The sequence below is a fragment of the Flavobacterium sp. UBA2787 genome, from assembly GCA_002352205.1.
Classification (GTDB): domain Bacteria; phylum Bacteroidota; class Bacteroidia; order Flavobacteriales; family Flavobacteriaceae; genus Flavobacterium.
The window spans coordinates 49537-66468 of record DEHZ01000005.1 but is presented as its reverse complement, the minus strand read 5'-3'; the positions used below and the strand labels follow the sequence as shown (position 1 = coordinate 66468).

The 16932-nt window shown below is 34.8% G+C and carries 10 protein-coding genes; 4 read left to right on the top strand and 6 right to left on the bottom strand.

The annotated features are described in order from the left end of the window. Window positions 1-4 precede the first annotated feature (4 nt). Window positions 5-1984: a PorP/SprF family type IX secretion system membrane protein gene (locus B4N66_RS04320; RefSeq protein ID WP_291092614.1), complete on the bottom strand. Its 1980-nt coding sequence runs from the start codon at window positions 1982-1984 to the stop codon at window positions 5-7. Window positions 1985-1986: 2 nt separating this feature from the next. Further along, entirely contained in the window at window positions 1987-5718 is a 3732-nt protein-coding gene (locus B4N66_RS04315) for a gliding motility-associated C-terminal domain-containing protein (RefSeq protein WP_291092613.1), read from the bottom strand. A 367-nt stretch (window positions 5719-6085) separates the two neighbouring features. Between B4N66_RS04315 and B4N66_RS04310 the strand changes: the two genes are divergently transcribed. After that, window positions 6086-7771: a glutamine--tRNA ligase/YqeY domain fusion protein gene (locus B4N66_RS04310; protein ID WP_291092980.1), complete on the top strand. Its 1686-nt coding sequence runs from the start codon at window positions 6086-6088 to the stop codon at window positions 7769-7771. 402 nt (window positions 7772-8173) lie between these two features. Here B4N66_RS04310 and B4N66_RS04305 read toward each other — a convergent pair whose 3' ends face one another. Next, window positions 8174-9142, bottom strand: a complete 969-nt coding sequence (locus B4N66_RS04305) for an SPFH domain-containing protein (RefSeq protein ID WP_291092612.1) — start codon at window positions 9140-9142, stop codon at window positions 8174-8176. A gap of 74 nt (window positions 9143-9216) precedes the next feature. On the opposite strand from B4N66_RS04305, the gene B4N66_RS04300 reads away from it, so the two are divergent. Continuing rightward, complete coding sequence (locus B4N66_RS04300) at window positions 9217-9873, top strand: PorT family protein (RefSeq protein WP_291092611.1); 657 nt, start codon at window positions 9217-9219, stop codon at window positions 9871-9873. 30 nt (window positions 9874-9903) lie between these two features. Here the strand turns inward: B4N66_RS04300 and B4N66_RS04295 are convergent, their stop codons facing one another. The 3 genes from B4N66_RS04295 to gltX form a co-directional block, all read right to left on the bottom strand. Further along, complete coding sequence (locus B4N66_RS04295; protein WP_291092610.1) at window positions 9904-10758, bottom strand: HAEPLYID family protein; 855 nt, start codon at window positions 10756-10758, stop codon at window positions 9904-9906. A gap of 76 nt (window positions 10759-10834) precedes the next feature. Then, complete coding sequence (locus B4N66_RS04290) at window positions 10835-11224, bottom strand: hypothetical protein (RefSeq protein ID WP_291092609.1); 390 nt, start codon at window positions 11222-11224, stop codon at window positions 10835-10837. Window positions 11225-11252: 28 nt separating this feature from the next. Then, a complete protein-coding gene (gene gltX, locus B4N66_RS04285; protein WP_291092607.1) occupies window positions 11253-12758 on the bottom strand; it encodes a glutamate--tRNA ligase in 1506 nt (501 codons plus the stop codon). A 314-nt stretch (window positions 12759-13072) separates the two neighbouring features. Between gltX and B4N66_RS04280 the strand changes: the two genes are divergently transcribed. Then, window positions 13073-16471 (top strand): hypothetical protein, encoded by a 3399-nt coding sequence (locus tag B4N66_RS04280; protein WP_291092605.1) that lies wholly within the window; start codon window positions 13073-13075, stop codon window positions 16469-16471. Further along, window positions 16464-16883: an rRNA maturation RNase YbeY gene (gene ybeY, locus B4N66_RS04275; RefSeq protein ID WP_291092604.1), complete on the top strand. Its 420-nt coding sequence runs from the start codon at window positions 16464-16466 to the stop codon at window positions 16881-16883. Before B4N66_RS04280 ends, ybeY begins: the two co-directional genes overlap by 8 nt. The last annotated feature ends 49 nt before the right edge of the window (window positions 16884-16932 follow it).

The window sequence follows — 16932 nt, the reverse complement described above, 5'->3', positions numbered from 1 at the left end:
GTGTTTATTTTATGTTAATGTTCATAATCCAAATTTCATCAAAGTAGGTGTTGTCAACATTCGTGTAATAGGAGATTAGGGCTTCACTCCATTCTGAATGTTTTTTTAAATAAACATACCTGAAATTGTTTTTTGGGTTAATAAAATAATTGGCTTTAATTCCTCGCTTTTTTAGCTTATTGATAAAATCATCAGCAAAAGCAGGATCAGAAAAAACATTGGAAATAATGTAATATCCGGGTTCTTGATTATCTACCTGCAAATAGTTTCCTTTTTTGGCAGTAGCTCTTTTTTTGTCGGTCAGTCTGGAATAATACTCTTTGATTTCTTCATCTGTTAGGGAAAATTTTGAATTGGTATTTGTTTTTGGTTCTTCTTTTTTGAGTTTGGAAATTTTAGATTCCAAATCAGTGTTTTTTGAATTATTTTTAGTTGATGGTAATTTAATTTCTTCTTTTTTAGTTGATGATTTCATCGCTGATAATTTGCTGTTCAAATCATTTTTATCTCCTTTCACTACAACTGTTTCACCATTTTTTACAGTTGTTTTTGTTGTGGCTTCCACTGTTGTTTCTTCTGTAACCACTGTTGTTTTCGGATCGCAATTGCAATCTTTTTCGGCAATGGTTACTTCTAATCGTTCGATGTATTGCATCATATTCTCAATTCGTTTTTCAAAATCGGCTTTTTTCATATTTTCAAGCGAATCTTGTTTGACAATGATTTCTAATAGTTTTAAATTATTTTCGTCCAACGTCATTTTTAATTTTTCAATTTCGATGTCTTTGTTGTAGGATTTCATTGTTTCATCTTCATCATATTCTTCTTCCTCTTCAACTTCAGCAATCGCTTTTGATGGTTTTTTCTTTTTCAAAACCGATTTTTTCTTCTTTGGAGCAGGCTCAATGATAATTGGTTCTTCGGCCATATCTTCATATTCTTCTTCGGCAAAATCCTCTTCGTATTCTTCTTCAAATTCTTCTGTTTTTTTCAACACTTTTGGCTTTCTAACAACTGCTGTAGGCTTTTTTTTTGATGATTTTCTGTTGTATGTTTCTTCGCTCTCTTTTCCTGCAAATCGATACGAAAGTGTGATTTCGTGCGTTGGACCAAAATTCACTAAACCATCATTTATCACTCTTTCATACGTATAACCTAAAGACAATTTTTTGGTAAAATGAGCCCCAACGCCAATATTCACTCCAAAAAAATCATCAATTCCGGCTTGCACCCAACCTAAATTTGGAAAGTTGGTTATCACCGAACCTCCATACACAAAATCATCCGTCTGATTCATTTTTCCACGGGCAATTAATCTGAAAAAACCGTTTTCAAACAACCCTTCTTGATTTTGCATTTGATGATGATACATCGCATGTCCGGTGTACGTTTTTTGCGAATAATCCTGAACCATTTCGCTGGATTTAAAATCATAATCCACGAAATTTTCGGCATAAACTCCAAAGTCAAAACTTCCCCAGGTTACATTCAAACCCGGTTTTATTGTTAATATCGAATTATTTCGCAACGCCATAATAGCCGGATCAGGTTCGTTGGTTACGGCTCTGTTTCGGTCCACACCACTGTTGTAATATGCGATGTTGAAACCTAAAGTCAACTTTATTTTTTCACGAATCGGAATTTGATAAGCATAGTTTCCAACTCCACCAAAACTGGTAATAATTCCTAAATTCTGTTGATAAATTCCAATCCCTACTCCTGCTCTTTCACCGTGTTTACCTGAATAAGAAAGCATATATAATTCCGGCGAATCATCAAATTGAATCCATTGATTTCTGTGGTAAAGTGTGAGGTACGAATCGTTTTCACGAACAACCGAAAAAGTCGGATTCATCATAAATCGATTCAACAATAAAGTGTTTTGCGTAGGTATCGTAAACGTCAAAACAGGAGCATCTTGTGCTTGCAAATCGGCAAACACAAATCCTGTTATGATTAAAACGATTACGTACTTTTTTATCATTTTTATTCGATTACGGTAATGGCCCCTCTTTTAATAATTTCGTCGTTTTCAGAAATGGTATAATAAAAAACCGGTTCTGATTTGGCATATTCTAAAGTTGAATTTGGCCAGTTATTTTGATAATTTCTCGCTCTGAAAACTACTTTTCCTTTTGGTGAATAAATAATCACCTCAACATCTTCTTTATTAATATATTCGTTCGGAAGTGACCAAAAGTCATTGATTCCGTCGTTGTTCATCGTAATTACATTTGGCACAACAATGCTTGTGTTTTCAACTACAGTAACCGTAAATGTTTTAGTGAATTCACAATCCCCAATCGTTCCGATAATTGTGTATGTTCCGGCTTGTGAAACAGAAAATGAATTTCCGATGGCAATAATTTCATCGTTCAAATACCAAGTGTAATTATCAACTCCGCTGGCAATTACTTCATTTGAACCGCCTTGAATAACAGTAATCGCATCGGATATATTTAAAGTAATTCCGTCTGTTGTAATCACTTCAACTGCAATTGTGTTTGATGAATAGGTACATCCGTCAAAATCAATAGTCATAAAATAATTTCCGGGTTCGGTTACTGTAATTGAATTTCCAGTTCCGATTTCAGTATTATTTTCAATCGAAAACCATGTCAAAATATAATTTGTATTGGTGATGTCTGATGATAAGGTTACACTCCCACCCGATTCACATAAAGTACCTTCGGTTGATAAAGTAAAATCATCTGAAATGCCTAATTTTATAGTAACAGTATTAGAAATAATCGTACTAAAACCCGGTATGGTAACTCGTAATTCATACAAACCATTTTCTAAATAAGAAGCAACATTATAGGTTGTATTGGATGATGAAAGCACCAATTCTCCGTCCTTATACCATTCATAAACATAACCATATGAATTGTTTAAAATGGACATTGTTTCAGATGAACTAACCGCGTTAAAGTTTGTAATTGACAACGTTGCTTGGTCACTGTCACAAGGAGAATAACCTGTATTTGCAGCAATTGTCACATTGAAAGAATCAGGATAAACCAGTTCTGCAACAACTTCTTGTGTTGCATCACAACCGGTTGTTTGTGTAACGATTACTTTGTAAATGCCATCTTGCGTCACATTGATTGAAGCTCCGGTTTGTCCCGAAATAATTGCGTTATTTCTAAACCATTCGAAAGAAGGATTCACCGCATTGGTTGTTGCAGTTAAGGTTTTTGTTTCTCCCGGAATGATAATCGATATTGCCGGTAAATTCAAACTTGCTGTAATGCTGTTTAGTTCTAAATTCACCGTATTTGATGTAACCGTACAAGCTCCATACGAAATTACTAAATGATAATTTCCCTCTTGATTTGTGGTATAACTTGGTTGAATTGCTCCCGTAATTAAGGTGTTGTTTCGATACCAATTGTATGTAAAAATACTGTTGGTTACAGAACTGTTTAATTGAACTGAGTTTGTTCCACACAAACTTCCAACCGCGGTTACGACCGGAGTTTCAAATTGCAAAGCAATCGAAATCGCATTTGATTCAATTGGTGCAAATGTTGGGATGATAACACGTAATTCATACAAACCATTTTCTAAAAAAGAAGGAACGGTGTAGGTTGTACTAGATGATGAAAGCACCAATTCTCCATCCTTAAACCATTCATAAACATAACCATACGAATTATTTAAAATGGATAATGTTTCAGATGAACTAACTGCATTAAAATTAGTAATTGATAAAGTCGCCTCCTCACTTCCACAAGGAGAATAACCAGCATTTGCTGCAATTGTCACGTTGAATGAATCAGGATAAACCAATTCCGAAACAGCTTCTTGCGTTGCATTACAACCTGTTGTTTGTGTAACAATTACTTTGTAAACACCATTTTGTGTAACATTAATTGATGAACCCGTTTGTCCTGAAATAATTGCGTTATTTCTAAACCATTCAAAAGTTGGATTTACAGCATTGGTTGTAGCGATTAAGGTTTTTGTTTCTCCCGGAATGATAATCGATGTTGCCGGTAAATTCAAATTGGCTGTAATACTGTTTTGTTCTAAATTTATCGTATTTGATGTAACCGAACAAACTCCATACGAAATCACTAAATGATAATTTCCGGCTTGGTTGGTTGTGTAACTTGGTTGAATTGCTCCGGTAATTAACGTGTTATTTTGATACCATTTATAAGTAAAAATGCTGTTGGTTACAGAACTGTTTAATTGAACTGAGTTAGTTCCGCACAAACTTCCAACGGCAGTTAAAACGGGTGTTGGAAGTTGCAAAGCAATCGAAATCGCATTTGATTCAATAGGAGCAAAGGTTGGAATGGTAACACGGAGTTTATATGATCCGTTTTGTGTTGCATCGTTAACTGTATATGTTGTTCCGGTAGCTCCTGCAATTGGTGCATTATTCAATAACCACTGATACGAAAAATTTGAATTTGGAAGAGAAACTGTTACATTTCCGGAAGAAGTTTGTGCAATAATCGAGCTCAACGACAACGTAGAAGTAGTCACATTACACGATTGATAATCGCCTGAATTTTGGATAGTTACCGTAAACCCAATTGGATATTGAACTACAACTGTCAATTGTTCAGAAATCGTGCAACCTTGTGTTTCAGTTACCGTTAATTGATACGTTCCGGGTTGCGTAACGTTGTAATTTGCAGTAGTCGCACCCGCAATAACTACGTTATCTTTTCTCCATTGATAGGTTGGCGTCGTCGCATTGTTAACCGAATTAATTTGAAGTTGTTCACCCGGAATGATGACTTCATTCGCATCCACATTCCAATCGATATCCAATTCAATTAATTCTAAAAAGATGGCATTCGACTCAAAAACACAACCACCAAACGTAATTCTTAATTTATAAATTCCTTCTTGTGCAGCATTGTAAGTTGGTCCGGTTGCTCCCGAAATCGCAACATTATCTTTAAACCATTGATAAAGGTAACCTGTATTTTGATGAGATGATGTTAAAAGTCTTGGCGTTCCATCACAAATATAATCGACATTTCCGGCCGATGAAATCGATAAATTTATTCCAGCGGTCACGTTTACTGAAACCATATTAGAATAGGAATTCATCACACAACTTCCATAATCCACAATAGCATAATAATTTCCCGATTGTGTTACGGTTAACGAAGGACCGGTTGCTCCTGAAACTTCAGCAAAATTGCGGTACCATTTATACGTTAAACCGGAATAGAATAGAGGAGAGGCCGGTGTTCCTGTGTTATCAACTTGTAATGTTATATTTCCTCCTTCACAAAAAGAAACCGTTCCCGAATTATTATTAATTGAAAAAGGTTGATTGTGAACAGCGTAATAAGCTGAAAAAGCAGTACTTACCGGACTTGTAACTGCCGGAGCGGTACTTCTAACTCGAATTCTGTATGCTTCTCCGGCAACCGTTGTTGGCATTGCAAACGAAACATTAACCGGAGAAGTAGTGCTGGTTGAGGTGGTTAAAGTTGTTGCCGTTCCAAAATTTCCCGACGGATCAGAAAGTTCCACAATAAATTGATTTCCCGCCTGAACATTTGAAACCGGGAAAAATGTAAAACTAAGATTGTATGAGTTAAATCCTTGTGAAGCACAAGCTTGAGTGAACCCTAATGAAGGTGTGCCAATTACTATTGTTTGGGCATACCCATTTCCGATGCCGTTAAGCAACATCAGAAACAAAAAAGAAAAGAATAATTTTCTTGGGGTAATTTTCCAAACCATAAAACACTCTTTATGTCGGACTGCTTTTACCCCAAAAGCAATCGGTTGTTATTTTGTAATTTAAATAGGCACTACACTACACTTAATTACGAAAAAAACGATAAATGGTTTTCTGTTTCTATCTGTTTTTGAAATTTGTTTCACTAAAAGTATATAAATATTTAGATGACTAAGTAAATTTAACATTAAAATCGATGAACGGTAAGCAGGTTTGCGGGAAACCGTAATTACCCGTATTGAAAACCGTAACAACAATTGCAGTTGGTCGATTATTTAGAAACAGACTAACTTTTTGGTTGAATTTTTTTAAAAAATCATTTACGGCAAATAGGTAAATTTTTCCGTATTTTTGTCGCTCATTTTATTGATTATGTCAGAAGAAAAGTCGCTCAATTTTATTGAACAAATTATCGAAGAAGATTTAAAGAATGGTTTTGCCAAGGATAAACTTCGTTTTCGTTTTCCGCCGGAACCAAACGGATATCTTCACGTGGGTCACGCCAGTTCTATTTGTTTAAATTTCGGATTAGGAATAGATTATCAATCGCCGGTAAATTTGCGTTTTGATGATACCAATCCCGCCAAGGAAGAACAAGAATATGTAGATGCCATCAAACGCGATGTGCAATGGCTTGGCTATCAATGGGCTGAAGAACGCTACGCATCTGATTATTTTCAGGAATTGTATGATTGGGCAGTTGAATTTATAAAAAAAGACAAAGCCTACGTAGATAGCCAATCTTCGGAAGAAATGGCAAAACAAAAAGGTACGCCAACGCAAGTAGGCACAAATAGTCCATACAGAAATCGTTCTGTTGAAGAGAATTTAGATCTTTTTGAACGTATGAAAAACGGAGAATTTCCGGAAGGAACTCACGTTTTACGTGCCAAAATTGACATGGCTTCAACAAATATGTTGATGCGTGATCCGTTGATGTATCGAATTTTACATAAACATCACCATAGAACAGGCGACAATTGGTGTATTTATCCAATGTACGACTGGGCTCACGGCGAAAGTGATTATATCGAAGGAATTTCGCATTCACTTTGTACGCTGGAATTTTTACCACACAGAGAATTATACGATTGGTTTTTAGATCAAATTTATGATGCGAATAAAGTTCGACCGAAACAACGAGAATTTGCGAGAAGAAACCTTTCACATACGGTTGTAAGTAAACGAAAGTTACTTCAATTGGTTCAAGAAGGTCACGTAACCGCTTGGGATGATCCTAGAATGAGTACAATTTCGGGGATGAGAAGAAGAGGTTACACGCCGACTTCCATTCGGAATTTTGCCAAAACAATTGGTATTGCTAAACGAACCAATTTAATTGATGTTTCACTTTTAGAATTCTGCGTTCGCGAAGATTTGAATAAAACCGCTCCTCGTGTGATGGCTGTTTTGAATCCGATAAAATTAGTCATTACCAATTATCCTGATGGTCAAGAAGAATGGTTGGATGCTGAAAATAATCCGGAAGAAGAAATTTTGACGTATAGAAAAGTACCTTTTTCAAAAGAATTATACATCGAAAGAGAAGATTTTCAAGAAGAAGCCAATAAGAAATTTTTCCGTTTAACGTTGGGAACAGAAGTGCGTTTGAAAAATGCGTACATCATCAAAGGTGAAAATGTGATCAAAGATGCTGATGGAAATATCACCGAAATTCACGCTTCATATGATGTTGATTCTAAGTCGGGTAGTGGCACAGAAGCCAGTCAACGCAAGGTAAAAGGAACGATTCATTGGGTTTCTGTTCCGCATGCCGTGGAAGCAGAAGTTCGTATTTATGACCGATTATTTACGCATGAAAATCCGGATGGAGACAAAGAAGTAGATTTTAAAAATTACATCAACCCAAATTCATTAGAAGTGATCACCGGATATGTTGAACCAAGTTTACAAACTGCTCAATCCGAAGATAAATTTCAATTTCAACGATTAGGCTATTTTTGTGTGGATAAAGATTCTACTGCAGAAAAATTAGTTTTTAACAAAACGGTTGGCTTGAGAGATACTTGGGCAAAAGTGGAAGCGAAGGAATAATTTACTACAATAACCAAAAACTATAAAAGCCACAAATTATTGTGGCTTTTTCTATTATTACTAATTTCTATCGATTTGAAATTTCTATTATCAAAAACAATCAAAAATGGCTTTTTTAGAGCTTTTTTTAGAAAGAAAAAATAAAAGGCAATGTGATTTTATGCTTTGCTCAATGAAAGTGAATTTAAACGTTTCTAATTCGTTTTTGATGAATTTCTAACCGTTTTTTCATCCTTAAGAAAACAAAAACGAAAATTTCTGCGTTTTCCGTGTTTTCTGTGAGAAAATAATTTTTCAATACTAAGATTTCTCAAATTTGCCAAATCCGTGTTCCATTAAATTTAGCTTTCAAATCTGTGTCCAATTATAACAAAAAAAAGAGACCCGAAGGTCTCTCTCATTTTATTCTTCATCTTCTTCGGTCGTACCGAATTCATCTTTAGGAGCACTTTTTTTATTTGCTTTTTTAATAGCACCTTTTTTCATCGCTTCACCAACTTGGTTACTGGCGGTAAAACTGGCTACCATATTGTTTAGCATATCACTTCCGGCTTGTGGTGAATTTGGTAATAAGATTAGGTTAGAATTTGTATCGGCACCAATTGCTTGTAATGTATCATAATGCTGAGTTACGACAATTAAAGCAGATGCTTCTTGCGAATTAATTCCAACGCGATTCAACACATCCACACTTTCTACCAAACCTCTTGCAATTTCTCTTCGTTGATCGGCAATACCTTGACCTTGAAGTCTTTTACTTTCGGCTTCCGCTTTTGCTTTGGCTACAATTCTGATTCTTCCTGCTTCTGCTTCATATTCTGCAGCTGTTTTTTCACGGTCGGCAGCGTTGATTCTGTTCATCGCATTTTTCACTTGAATATCCGGATCAATATCGGTAATCAACGTGTTAATGATGTCGTAACCATAAGTAGTCATCGCTTCGTTTAACTCACGTTTTACTGCAACTGCAATATCATCTTTACGCTCAAAAACATCATCTAATTTTAATTTTGGAACTTCGGCACGAACCACGTCAAATACATACGAAGTGATTTGATCGTGCGGATATTCTAATTTATAAAAAGCTTCATACACTTTTTCCTGAATCACTTTAAACTGAACAGAAACTTTCATTTTTACGAATACGTTGTCTTTCGTTTTCGTTTCGATGATAACATCCAATTGTTGAATTCTCAAATTTAATCGTCCGGCAACTCTATCTATCACAGGGATTTTAAGTTGTAAACCGGATTGTCTGGTGCTACTGAATTTTCCAAAACGTTCAATCACCGCAGCCGATTGTTGTTTAACGGTAAAAAATGAGGCTAACAGTAACAAAACTGCAATAGCAATAAAAATGTAAGTAAACATAGAAAAATAGTTTTTAGGTTATATGTAATGATACGAAATTTCTCGTACGTTTGTTACAACTTAATTCACTATTAATGAAAAGATATTTTTTAGCATTAGTTTTACTTGGTTTTACAAGCACAATTTCGGCTCAATATGGTAAAGGTGATTATAACCATATTGGTATTAGTTTAGGGATAAACCAAACCGATTTGTATACAGATAATTTTAATATAAAACCCGGCACGAGTTGGACAGGCGGACTGTCTATGCGTGGAAATTACTACAACAATTTTTCGATGATTTACGGAATGAGTTTCTCCGAAAATAAATTTGCTATTGAAACATTTTCAGGAATTTCTCAAAAAGAAGTCGATTTAAAAATGATGGCTGTTCAAGTACATTTATTATTATGTTACAAAATAGGAGGAGGTCCGGTTTCATTAGATTTTGGTCCTGTATTGCAAGTGAACAGTAAATTAAAGTTCAACAGTTCCGATGAAAATAATTTTATTGTTGGTAATGAATTGCTTCGTGTTCAAGACATTGAAGACATCAACCCGATAAATTTTAATGTTTACGCCGGAATTTCCGGTGGTTTTGAAAATATTCGTTTGAGTTTGAGTTATCAATATGGCGTAACCAATATTTTGAATAATCTCAACAAGCAAGATGAAGTTGCTCTTGTAGCCGATGGAAAACTAAAGGGAAACCTTGGAATTATTGCCGGAAACATTATATTTTATTTTTAATAAGTAAGGCTCCCGAAAGGAGCCTTTATTTTAATGTCCAGGTTCATAAATCAACCTAAAAAATGTACTAAATCGTTCGTTTTCCCTACTAATCGGAATTCCGGTTACAATTCCAATCAATAAATTATCTGCAATTCCAACTCGCATTTGCGGACGAATCGTCATATCAAAATCGGTTTTAGTGACTTCTTTATTGAATTCAACACCAATAAAATTTCGCGTTCCCGGAATCATATAATGAAAATTGCTGTTAATTTGCCAGTTGGTGTGTGTTGAATTATCTTCAAAATGATGAATAAAAGCAGGGCCGGTGTAAAGTAGAGTGTGAAAATTATTTCCCCAACGTTTTGCTGCTACAAAAAACGGATTGTAAACATTTCCAACAAATAATCTTCCATTATGGTAATTATCAAATTCATTCATTTCAAATTCGTGAATGTAACCAATTGCTAACGAAGTTTTTTGTTTTTCAGAGACATAAAATGAATACTGAGCGGCAAGTTTTACACTGTTAAGCTTACTTCCCGGAGCCATCCCGTTTTTGTTGGATGGATAAATCGTAAAAGGCAATTCGACTTCTAAACCCAAACGGTCAATCGGAGCCCATTCATATTCTACCAATGCTAAATATTCATCGTATTCATTGTTGTCGGTAATTCCAAAACCAACGTTCCATTCTTTTTCACCTTTTCTGGCTCCTAAATCACGAATTAAATCGATGTAAAGTGGCTCTGCGTGAAGTACTTTTGGTTTTTCGGTTTTGGTTAAAACTTCTTCGATATACAGACTGTCTTTTGTTGTATTTTCAGTTTGTGAAAAGGAAATTTGGCTTAAAAAAAGCATTGAAAAGAAGCATATCATTTGCTTCAAATTAAATTTGTACATAATTGTTTAATTTTAAATTATACGAATGATTTAAACTGTTTCCGATTGGAAAACAAGTTGTTACGAATAAAATAAATTAAACTTCCGGTGGAGGAGAATGAATTTCTAGCGAAGGTTTTAAGAAAATAGTTTTAGAGTAATGAAAACTCTTTTTTATCGGATTAAAAACGATTAGTTTGGTATTGATTTCATAAAAAGGCAACACAAACTTATCCATCGAAAAACCTTTTTTCATGGTTGGATTTTGTTCGCTGTCGTTTGCGTTATTTTCAGGAATAGCCTCTTCAAAACCTAAAACTTTTTCAAGAACTAATTCAACAATACTTTCTTGTTCGTTGTATTTTTTATGTTTTTGCTCTTTTTCATCAAACAAAGAAGTGACATCTACACTGATATTCAACAGGTAGAATGCCATAAATCCCCAAACAAAAGTGGTTATTTTAGAATGTCTAATTGCATTTAGCATGTCACAAAAGTAAAACCTTTTAACAAAATTAAATTTTTTCTATCGCTTTTAGTATTCTTTTAACGGTTTCTTCTTTGCCGATAAGTTCAATAATATCAAACAAGTGCGGACCTTTTAAAGCTCCAACCAAACTCAATCGAAGTGGTTGCATTACTTTCCCCATCCCGATTTCGTTGGTGGTCATCCAATCTTTCAAAATCGTTTCTATGTTTAAAGAAGTAAAATCATTAATTGATTCCAAAACTTCTATCACTTGTTTCATTAAAACCGGTGTTTCTTCTTTCCAATTTTTTGATGCTTTTTCGTCATACGAAGTAGGTGCAACAAAGAAATAATCGGCTAATTCCCAGAAATCTGACACGAAATTCGCTCGCTCTTTTATGGATGAAACAATTTTGATTAGTTTATTGTTTTCAACAGAAATTCCTTTTTCTTTTAAAATGGAAGAAAAACTTTCCGCCAACTCTTCATCAGTTTGTTTTTGCAAATACTGATGATTAAACCACTTATTTTTATCCGGATCAAATTTAGCTCCGGCTTTGTGAACGCGATTCAAATCGAATTTTTCCACTAATTCGTCTAATGAAAATATCTCTTGATCAGTTCCGTCATTCCAACCTAATAAGGCTAAAAAGTTAATCACTGCTTCCGGAAAATAACCCGTTTCACGATAACCGGATGAAATACCTTCCTCTGTTTTCCACTCCAAAGGAAAAACCGGAAAGCCCATTTTATCGCCATCTCTTTTTGATAATTTTCCGTTTCCGATGGGTTTTAAAATCAACGGTAAATGTGCAAATTCAGGGGCTTGCCAACCAAAAGCTTTGTACAACAAATAGTGAAGTGGAAGCGAAGGCAACCATTCTTCACCACGAATCACGTGAGATGTTTCCATCAAATGATCATCAACAATGTTGGCCAAATGATAAGTTGGCATTCCATCACTTTTAAATAACACTTTATCATCTAATAAGTTCGTGTCAAATTTAATATCGCCACGAATGATGTCTTTCAATTCCAAAACTTCATTAACTGGTGTTTTAAATCGAATGACAAAATCTTCGCCGGCAGCAATTCTTCTGTTCGTTTCTTCGGTTGACATCACCAATGAAGTATCTAATTTCTCACGGTTATGCCAATTATAAATAAAGGTCTTTCCTTGTTCTTCGTGCTGTTTTCTGTGTAAATCCAACGCTTCGGCTGTATCAAAAGCATAATATGCCCAACCTGAATTTATCAATTGATCGGCATATTGTTTGTACAACGTTTTACGCTCACTTTGACGATACGGTCCGAACTTTTCGTTCTTATTTACCGTTTCTGAAGGAGCAATTCCTAGCCATTCCAAAGCCTCAAAAATGTACTGCTCAGCTCCGGGAACAAAGCGATTTTGGTCGGTATCTTCAATTCGTAAATAAAAAACACCGTTATTTTTTTTCGCAAATAAATAATTAAACAAAGCTGTTCTCACACCACCAATGTGCAATGGTCCGGTTGGACTTGGTGCAAAACGAACGCGTACAGGTCTTGACATTTTTAGTAAATTTTTTTTGCAAAGATACATTTTATGAATTTTATTTATGAAATTGTCTCAAAAAATAACCTCCCCCCAACCCCCTCCAAAGGAGGGGGAGACGAGACGTTGAAGATTGGGCTACAATTTTAGATTAGAAGTAATTGCCGTTATGTTTTTCTCGGGGAAATTTTATCAGCAAAATAATCCGTGGAAATTCGTGAAATCCGTGTCAAAAAACCGATTAGAACTGTTAATTTCATTAGAAAACATTTAACTTTTGACTATCGAATAAAATTGTACTTTTATCAGTTATAAGTAAAAGCCTCATTATTTTGGAAACAAAGTCATTGATTTATCAAAAGTTAGAAGCATTCATAAAAAAATACTACACGAACGAACTTGTAAAAGGAGTCATCTTATTTGTTGGTTTTGGGTTGTTATATTTCTTTTTTACGCTTTTTGTAGAATATTTTCTTTGGTTAAAACCAGTAGGAAGAACGATATTATTTTGGCTATTTATCGCCGTACAATTGTTTTTGTTGTCGCGATTTATTTTGTTTCCGCTGTTTAAGTTGGTTAAACTTCAAAAAGGAATTGATTACAACCAAGCATCACAAATCATTGGAAATCATTTCACTGAAGTGAATGACAAACTGACTAACTTTCTGCAATTAGCCGAAAATAATCAGCAATCAGAGCTGCTTTTGGCTTCCATCGAACAAAAAGGGAAAAGTTTGCAACCGATTCCGTTTAGCAACGCCATCAATTTTAAAAAGAATACAAAATACCTTCCGTGGGCGATTGTTCCATTGTTGTTTTTGAGTTTCTTTATGTTGTCGGGAAACAGCGATATTATTGCTGATAGTATGAATCGAGTGGTGCGATATAACGAAAAATTTTCACCACCGGCTCCGTTTTCTTTTGTGGTTTTAAATGAAAATTTACAAACAGAACAAGGGTTGGATTATGTTCTTCAGGTAAAATCAGAAGGAAAAGTCATTCCAGAAAATGCAATGATTTTTATTGGTGACGAAAGTTATTTTATGGAAACCACAAAACCCGGCGTTTTTGAATATCGTTTTACAAAACCTTCCAAAAATGTTGAATTTCACATTGAAGCGAATGCAGTTTCTTCGGATGATTATGAGCTTTCAGTAGTGGCAGTTCCAACCGTTTCTAATTTTGAAATGGTATTGCAATTTCCATCGTATTTAAATCGAAAAGCTGAAATCATCAAAGGTTCCGGAAATGCCATTGTACCAGAAGGAACGAAAGTGAGTTGGAAAATTAATGCTCTTTCCACATCAAAAATTGAATATGCTGATGGTTCCGGTTTTACAAATTTTGTTCAGGAGAATAATGAATTCAAATTGTCTAAAAGTGTTAATCAAAACACAGAATATCAAATACTTACTTCAAATAATAAAGTTAAACATTACGAGAAATTAAACTATCAAATCTCAACTATTAAAGATCAATTTCCCACCATAACGGTCAACAATGCACCGGATAGTTTGCGAATAGAGAAGAATATTTTAATTGGTCAAGTTTCGGATGATATTGGACTTTCTAAATTGCAAATCGTCTATTATCCGAAAAACAATGAAAAAGCAGCTTTAAAATCAGCTATTCCGGTGAAGAAGGATGTTTTTGATCAATTCATTTACACTTTCCCGGGAAATCTTCGGGTAGAAGAAGGTGTTTCCTATGAATACTATTTTGAAGTGTTTGATAATGATGCGATTCATAATTACAAAAGCTCAAAATCTTCTGTGTTTTCCGATCGAATTAGTACGGAAGAAGAACGGGAAGATGAGCAATTCAAACAACAAAATGATAATATCAACAGCATTCAAAAATCTTTAAAAAATCAAGATAAGCAAATGTCTGAGTTGGATAAGCTTCAGAAAATGAGTAAAGAAAAAGAAAGCTTAGAATTTAAAGACAAACAAAAAATAAATGATTTCATCAAACGCCAGAAGCAACAAGAGGAAATGATGAAAGAGTTCACAAAAGATTTGAAAGAAAATTTGAAAGAATTTAATAAAAACGAAAAAGATGAATTAAAAGAACAACTTGAAAAACGTGCGGAAAATGCTGAAAAACAATCGGAAGAAAATCAGAAATTATTAGACGAACTTCAAAAACTTTCGGAGAAAATTCAGGATTTAGACATTGAAGAAAAGTTAGATAAAATTAAACAAAATTCTAAAAATCAATCGAAAAATTTAGAGCAATTGGTTGAACTGACTAAGAAATATTATGTTGAAAAGAAAGCGGAACAATTGATCAAAAAATTAGACAAATTAGCCGATAAACAGGATAAATTATCAAAAGAAGATAAAGAAAATTCGGCTGAAAAGCAGGAAGAAATCAATAAAGAATTTGATAAAATTCAGGAAGAATTGCGTCAGTTAGAAAAAGAAAACAAAGAATTGAAATCACCGGTTGACATTCCATCTGACGAAAAACAAGAAAAAAGCATCGAAGAAGATATGGAAAAAGCTTCGGATGAACTTCAAAAAGACCAAAAAGACAAAGCCAAGCCTAAACAAAAAAGTGCCGCTCAAAAAATGAAGCAAATGAGTATGCAAATGCAAGAAGGAATGGCGGGTGCAGAAATGGAACAAATGGAAGAAGACGTTAAAATGATGCGTCAGATTTTAGATAATTTATTGGCTTTTTCGTTTTCGCAAGAAGACCTGATGAAACAGTTCAAAGGATTAAAAAAGGGTGCTCCTTCATACAATAAATACCTTAAAATTCAACAAGATTTGAAACAGCAGTTCAAACACGTTGATGATAGTTTGTTTGCGATGTCGTTGCGAAATGAGATGATTACAGAGAAAGTGACGGAAGAAATTGGAAACGTGCATTACAACGTTGATAAATCGATTGAATCATTAGCGGAAGCGATTATTTCCAAAGGGGTTTCGCACCAACAATACACTGTTGCAGCATCCAATCGTTTAGCTGATTTTCTGTCTGATGTGATGAATAATATGCAAATGTCTATGGCTGGAATGGGTTCCGGTGGCGGAAAACCTAAACCGGGTCAAGGTAAAGGCGGTGGTCAGTTGCCGGATATTATTCAGAAACAGCAAGGCTTATCTGAGAAGATGAAAGAAGGAATGCAGAAAGGCGAAAAGCCAGGCGATGGTGAAAAAGGCGAGAAACCCGGTGAAGGTAAAGACGGTGAGAAAGGTGAAAAGCCCGGCGGGAAAGAAGGCGGCAAAGATGGCGATAAAGGCAAAGGAAATCAAAAAGGAAATAAACCGGGTGAAGGAAGCGGCGGCGGTCAAGGCAATAATGATGGCGAAGAAAACGCTCGTGAATTAATGGAAATTTTCCAAGAGCAACGTCGTTTACGTCAACAGTTGGAAGACGAATTGAAGAAGCAAGGTTTAACGCCTGGTGGACAAAAAGTGTTGGATCAAATGAAAGATGCAGAGAAACAAATTTTAAATAAAGGTTTTAAAAATGAAGTGCTTCAGCGGATGTTGAATATCAATTACGAAATGTTGAAACTCGAGAAAGCAGTTCAACAACAAGGGGAAGATACCAAGCGTCAATCGGAGACAAACAAGAAGGAATTCAATAATTCGGTTAAACCACTTTCACCTGAATTACAACAATATTTGAATAGTGTTGAAATTTTAAATCGACAAAGCTTACCTTTACGGCCAAATTATAACCAAAAGGTTCAGCAATACTTTAAGAAGAATGATTAGTTTTAACTATGAAACCGATTTTGAATTAGGTGACGAAAAGTCGTTTTCCAATTGGATTTCGGCCATAATTTCATCGGAAGACAAAGAAGAAGGCGAAATCAACTACATCTTTTGCGATGATGATTATTTGCATAAAATCAATGTGGAATACCTTAATCACGACACGTTAACCGACATTATTAGCTTCGATTACAGTGAAGGAAATTTTTTACACGGTGATATTTTCATTTCAACTGAAAGAGTGCAAGAAAATGCTTTAGAATTCAACGTTTCTTTTTTAGATGAATTAAAGCGAGTGATGGCTCACGGTGTTTTACATTATTGTGGTTATAAAGACAAATCGGAAGACGACGAAAAACTAATGCGTCAGAAAGAAGAAGAAAAAATGAGGATGTTCCACGTGGAACAATAAATGAATTTAATGAAGTTTCCGTGAAATGTTTCACGTGGAACAATCAAAT

What these genes read in the sequence shown, in the direction of transcription:
- B4N66_RS04315 (WP_291092613.1), bottom strand. Translation starts at nt 5,718, where the DNA reads ATGGTTTGGAAAATTACCCCAAGAAAATTATTCTTTTCTTTTTTGTTT.
- ybeY (WP_291092604.1), top strand. Translation starts at nt 16,464, where the DNA reads ATGATTAGTTTTAACTATGAAACCGATTTTGAATTAGGTGACGAAAAG.
- B4N66_RS04320 (WP_291092614.1), bottom strand. Translation starts at nt 1,984, where the DNA reads ATGATAAAAAAGTACGTAATCGTTTTAATCATAACAGGATTTGTGTTT.
- B4N66_RS04290 (WP_291092609.1), bottom strand. Translation starts at nt 11,224, where the DNA reads ATGCTAAATGCAATTAGACATTCTAAAATAACCACTTTTGTTTGGGGA.
- B4N66_RS04300 (WP_291092611.1), top strand. Translation starts at nt 9,217, where the DNA reads ATGAAAAGATATTTTTTAGCATTAGTTTTACTTGGTTTTACAAGCACA.
- B4N66_RS04295 (WP_291092610.1), bottom strand. Translation starts at nt 10,758, where the DNA reads ATGTACAAATTTAATTTGAAGCAAATGATATGCTTCTTTTCAATGCTT.
- gltX (WP_291092607.1), bottom strand. Translation starts at nt 12,758, where the DNA reads ATGTCAAGACCTGTACGCGTTCGTTTTGCACCAAGTCCAACCGGACCA.
- B4N66_RS04305 (WP_291092612.1), bottom strand. Translation starts at nt 9,142, where the DNA reads ATGTTTACTTACATTTTTATTGCTATTGCAGTTTTGTTACTGTTAGCC.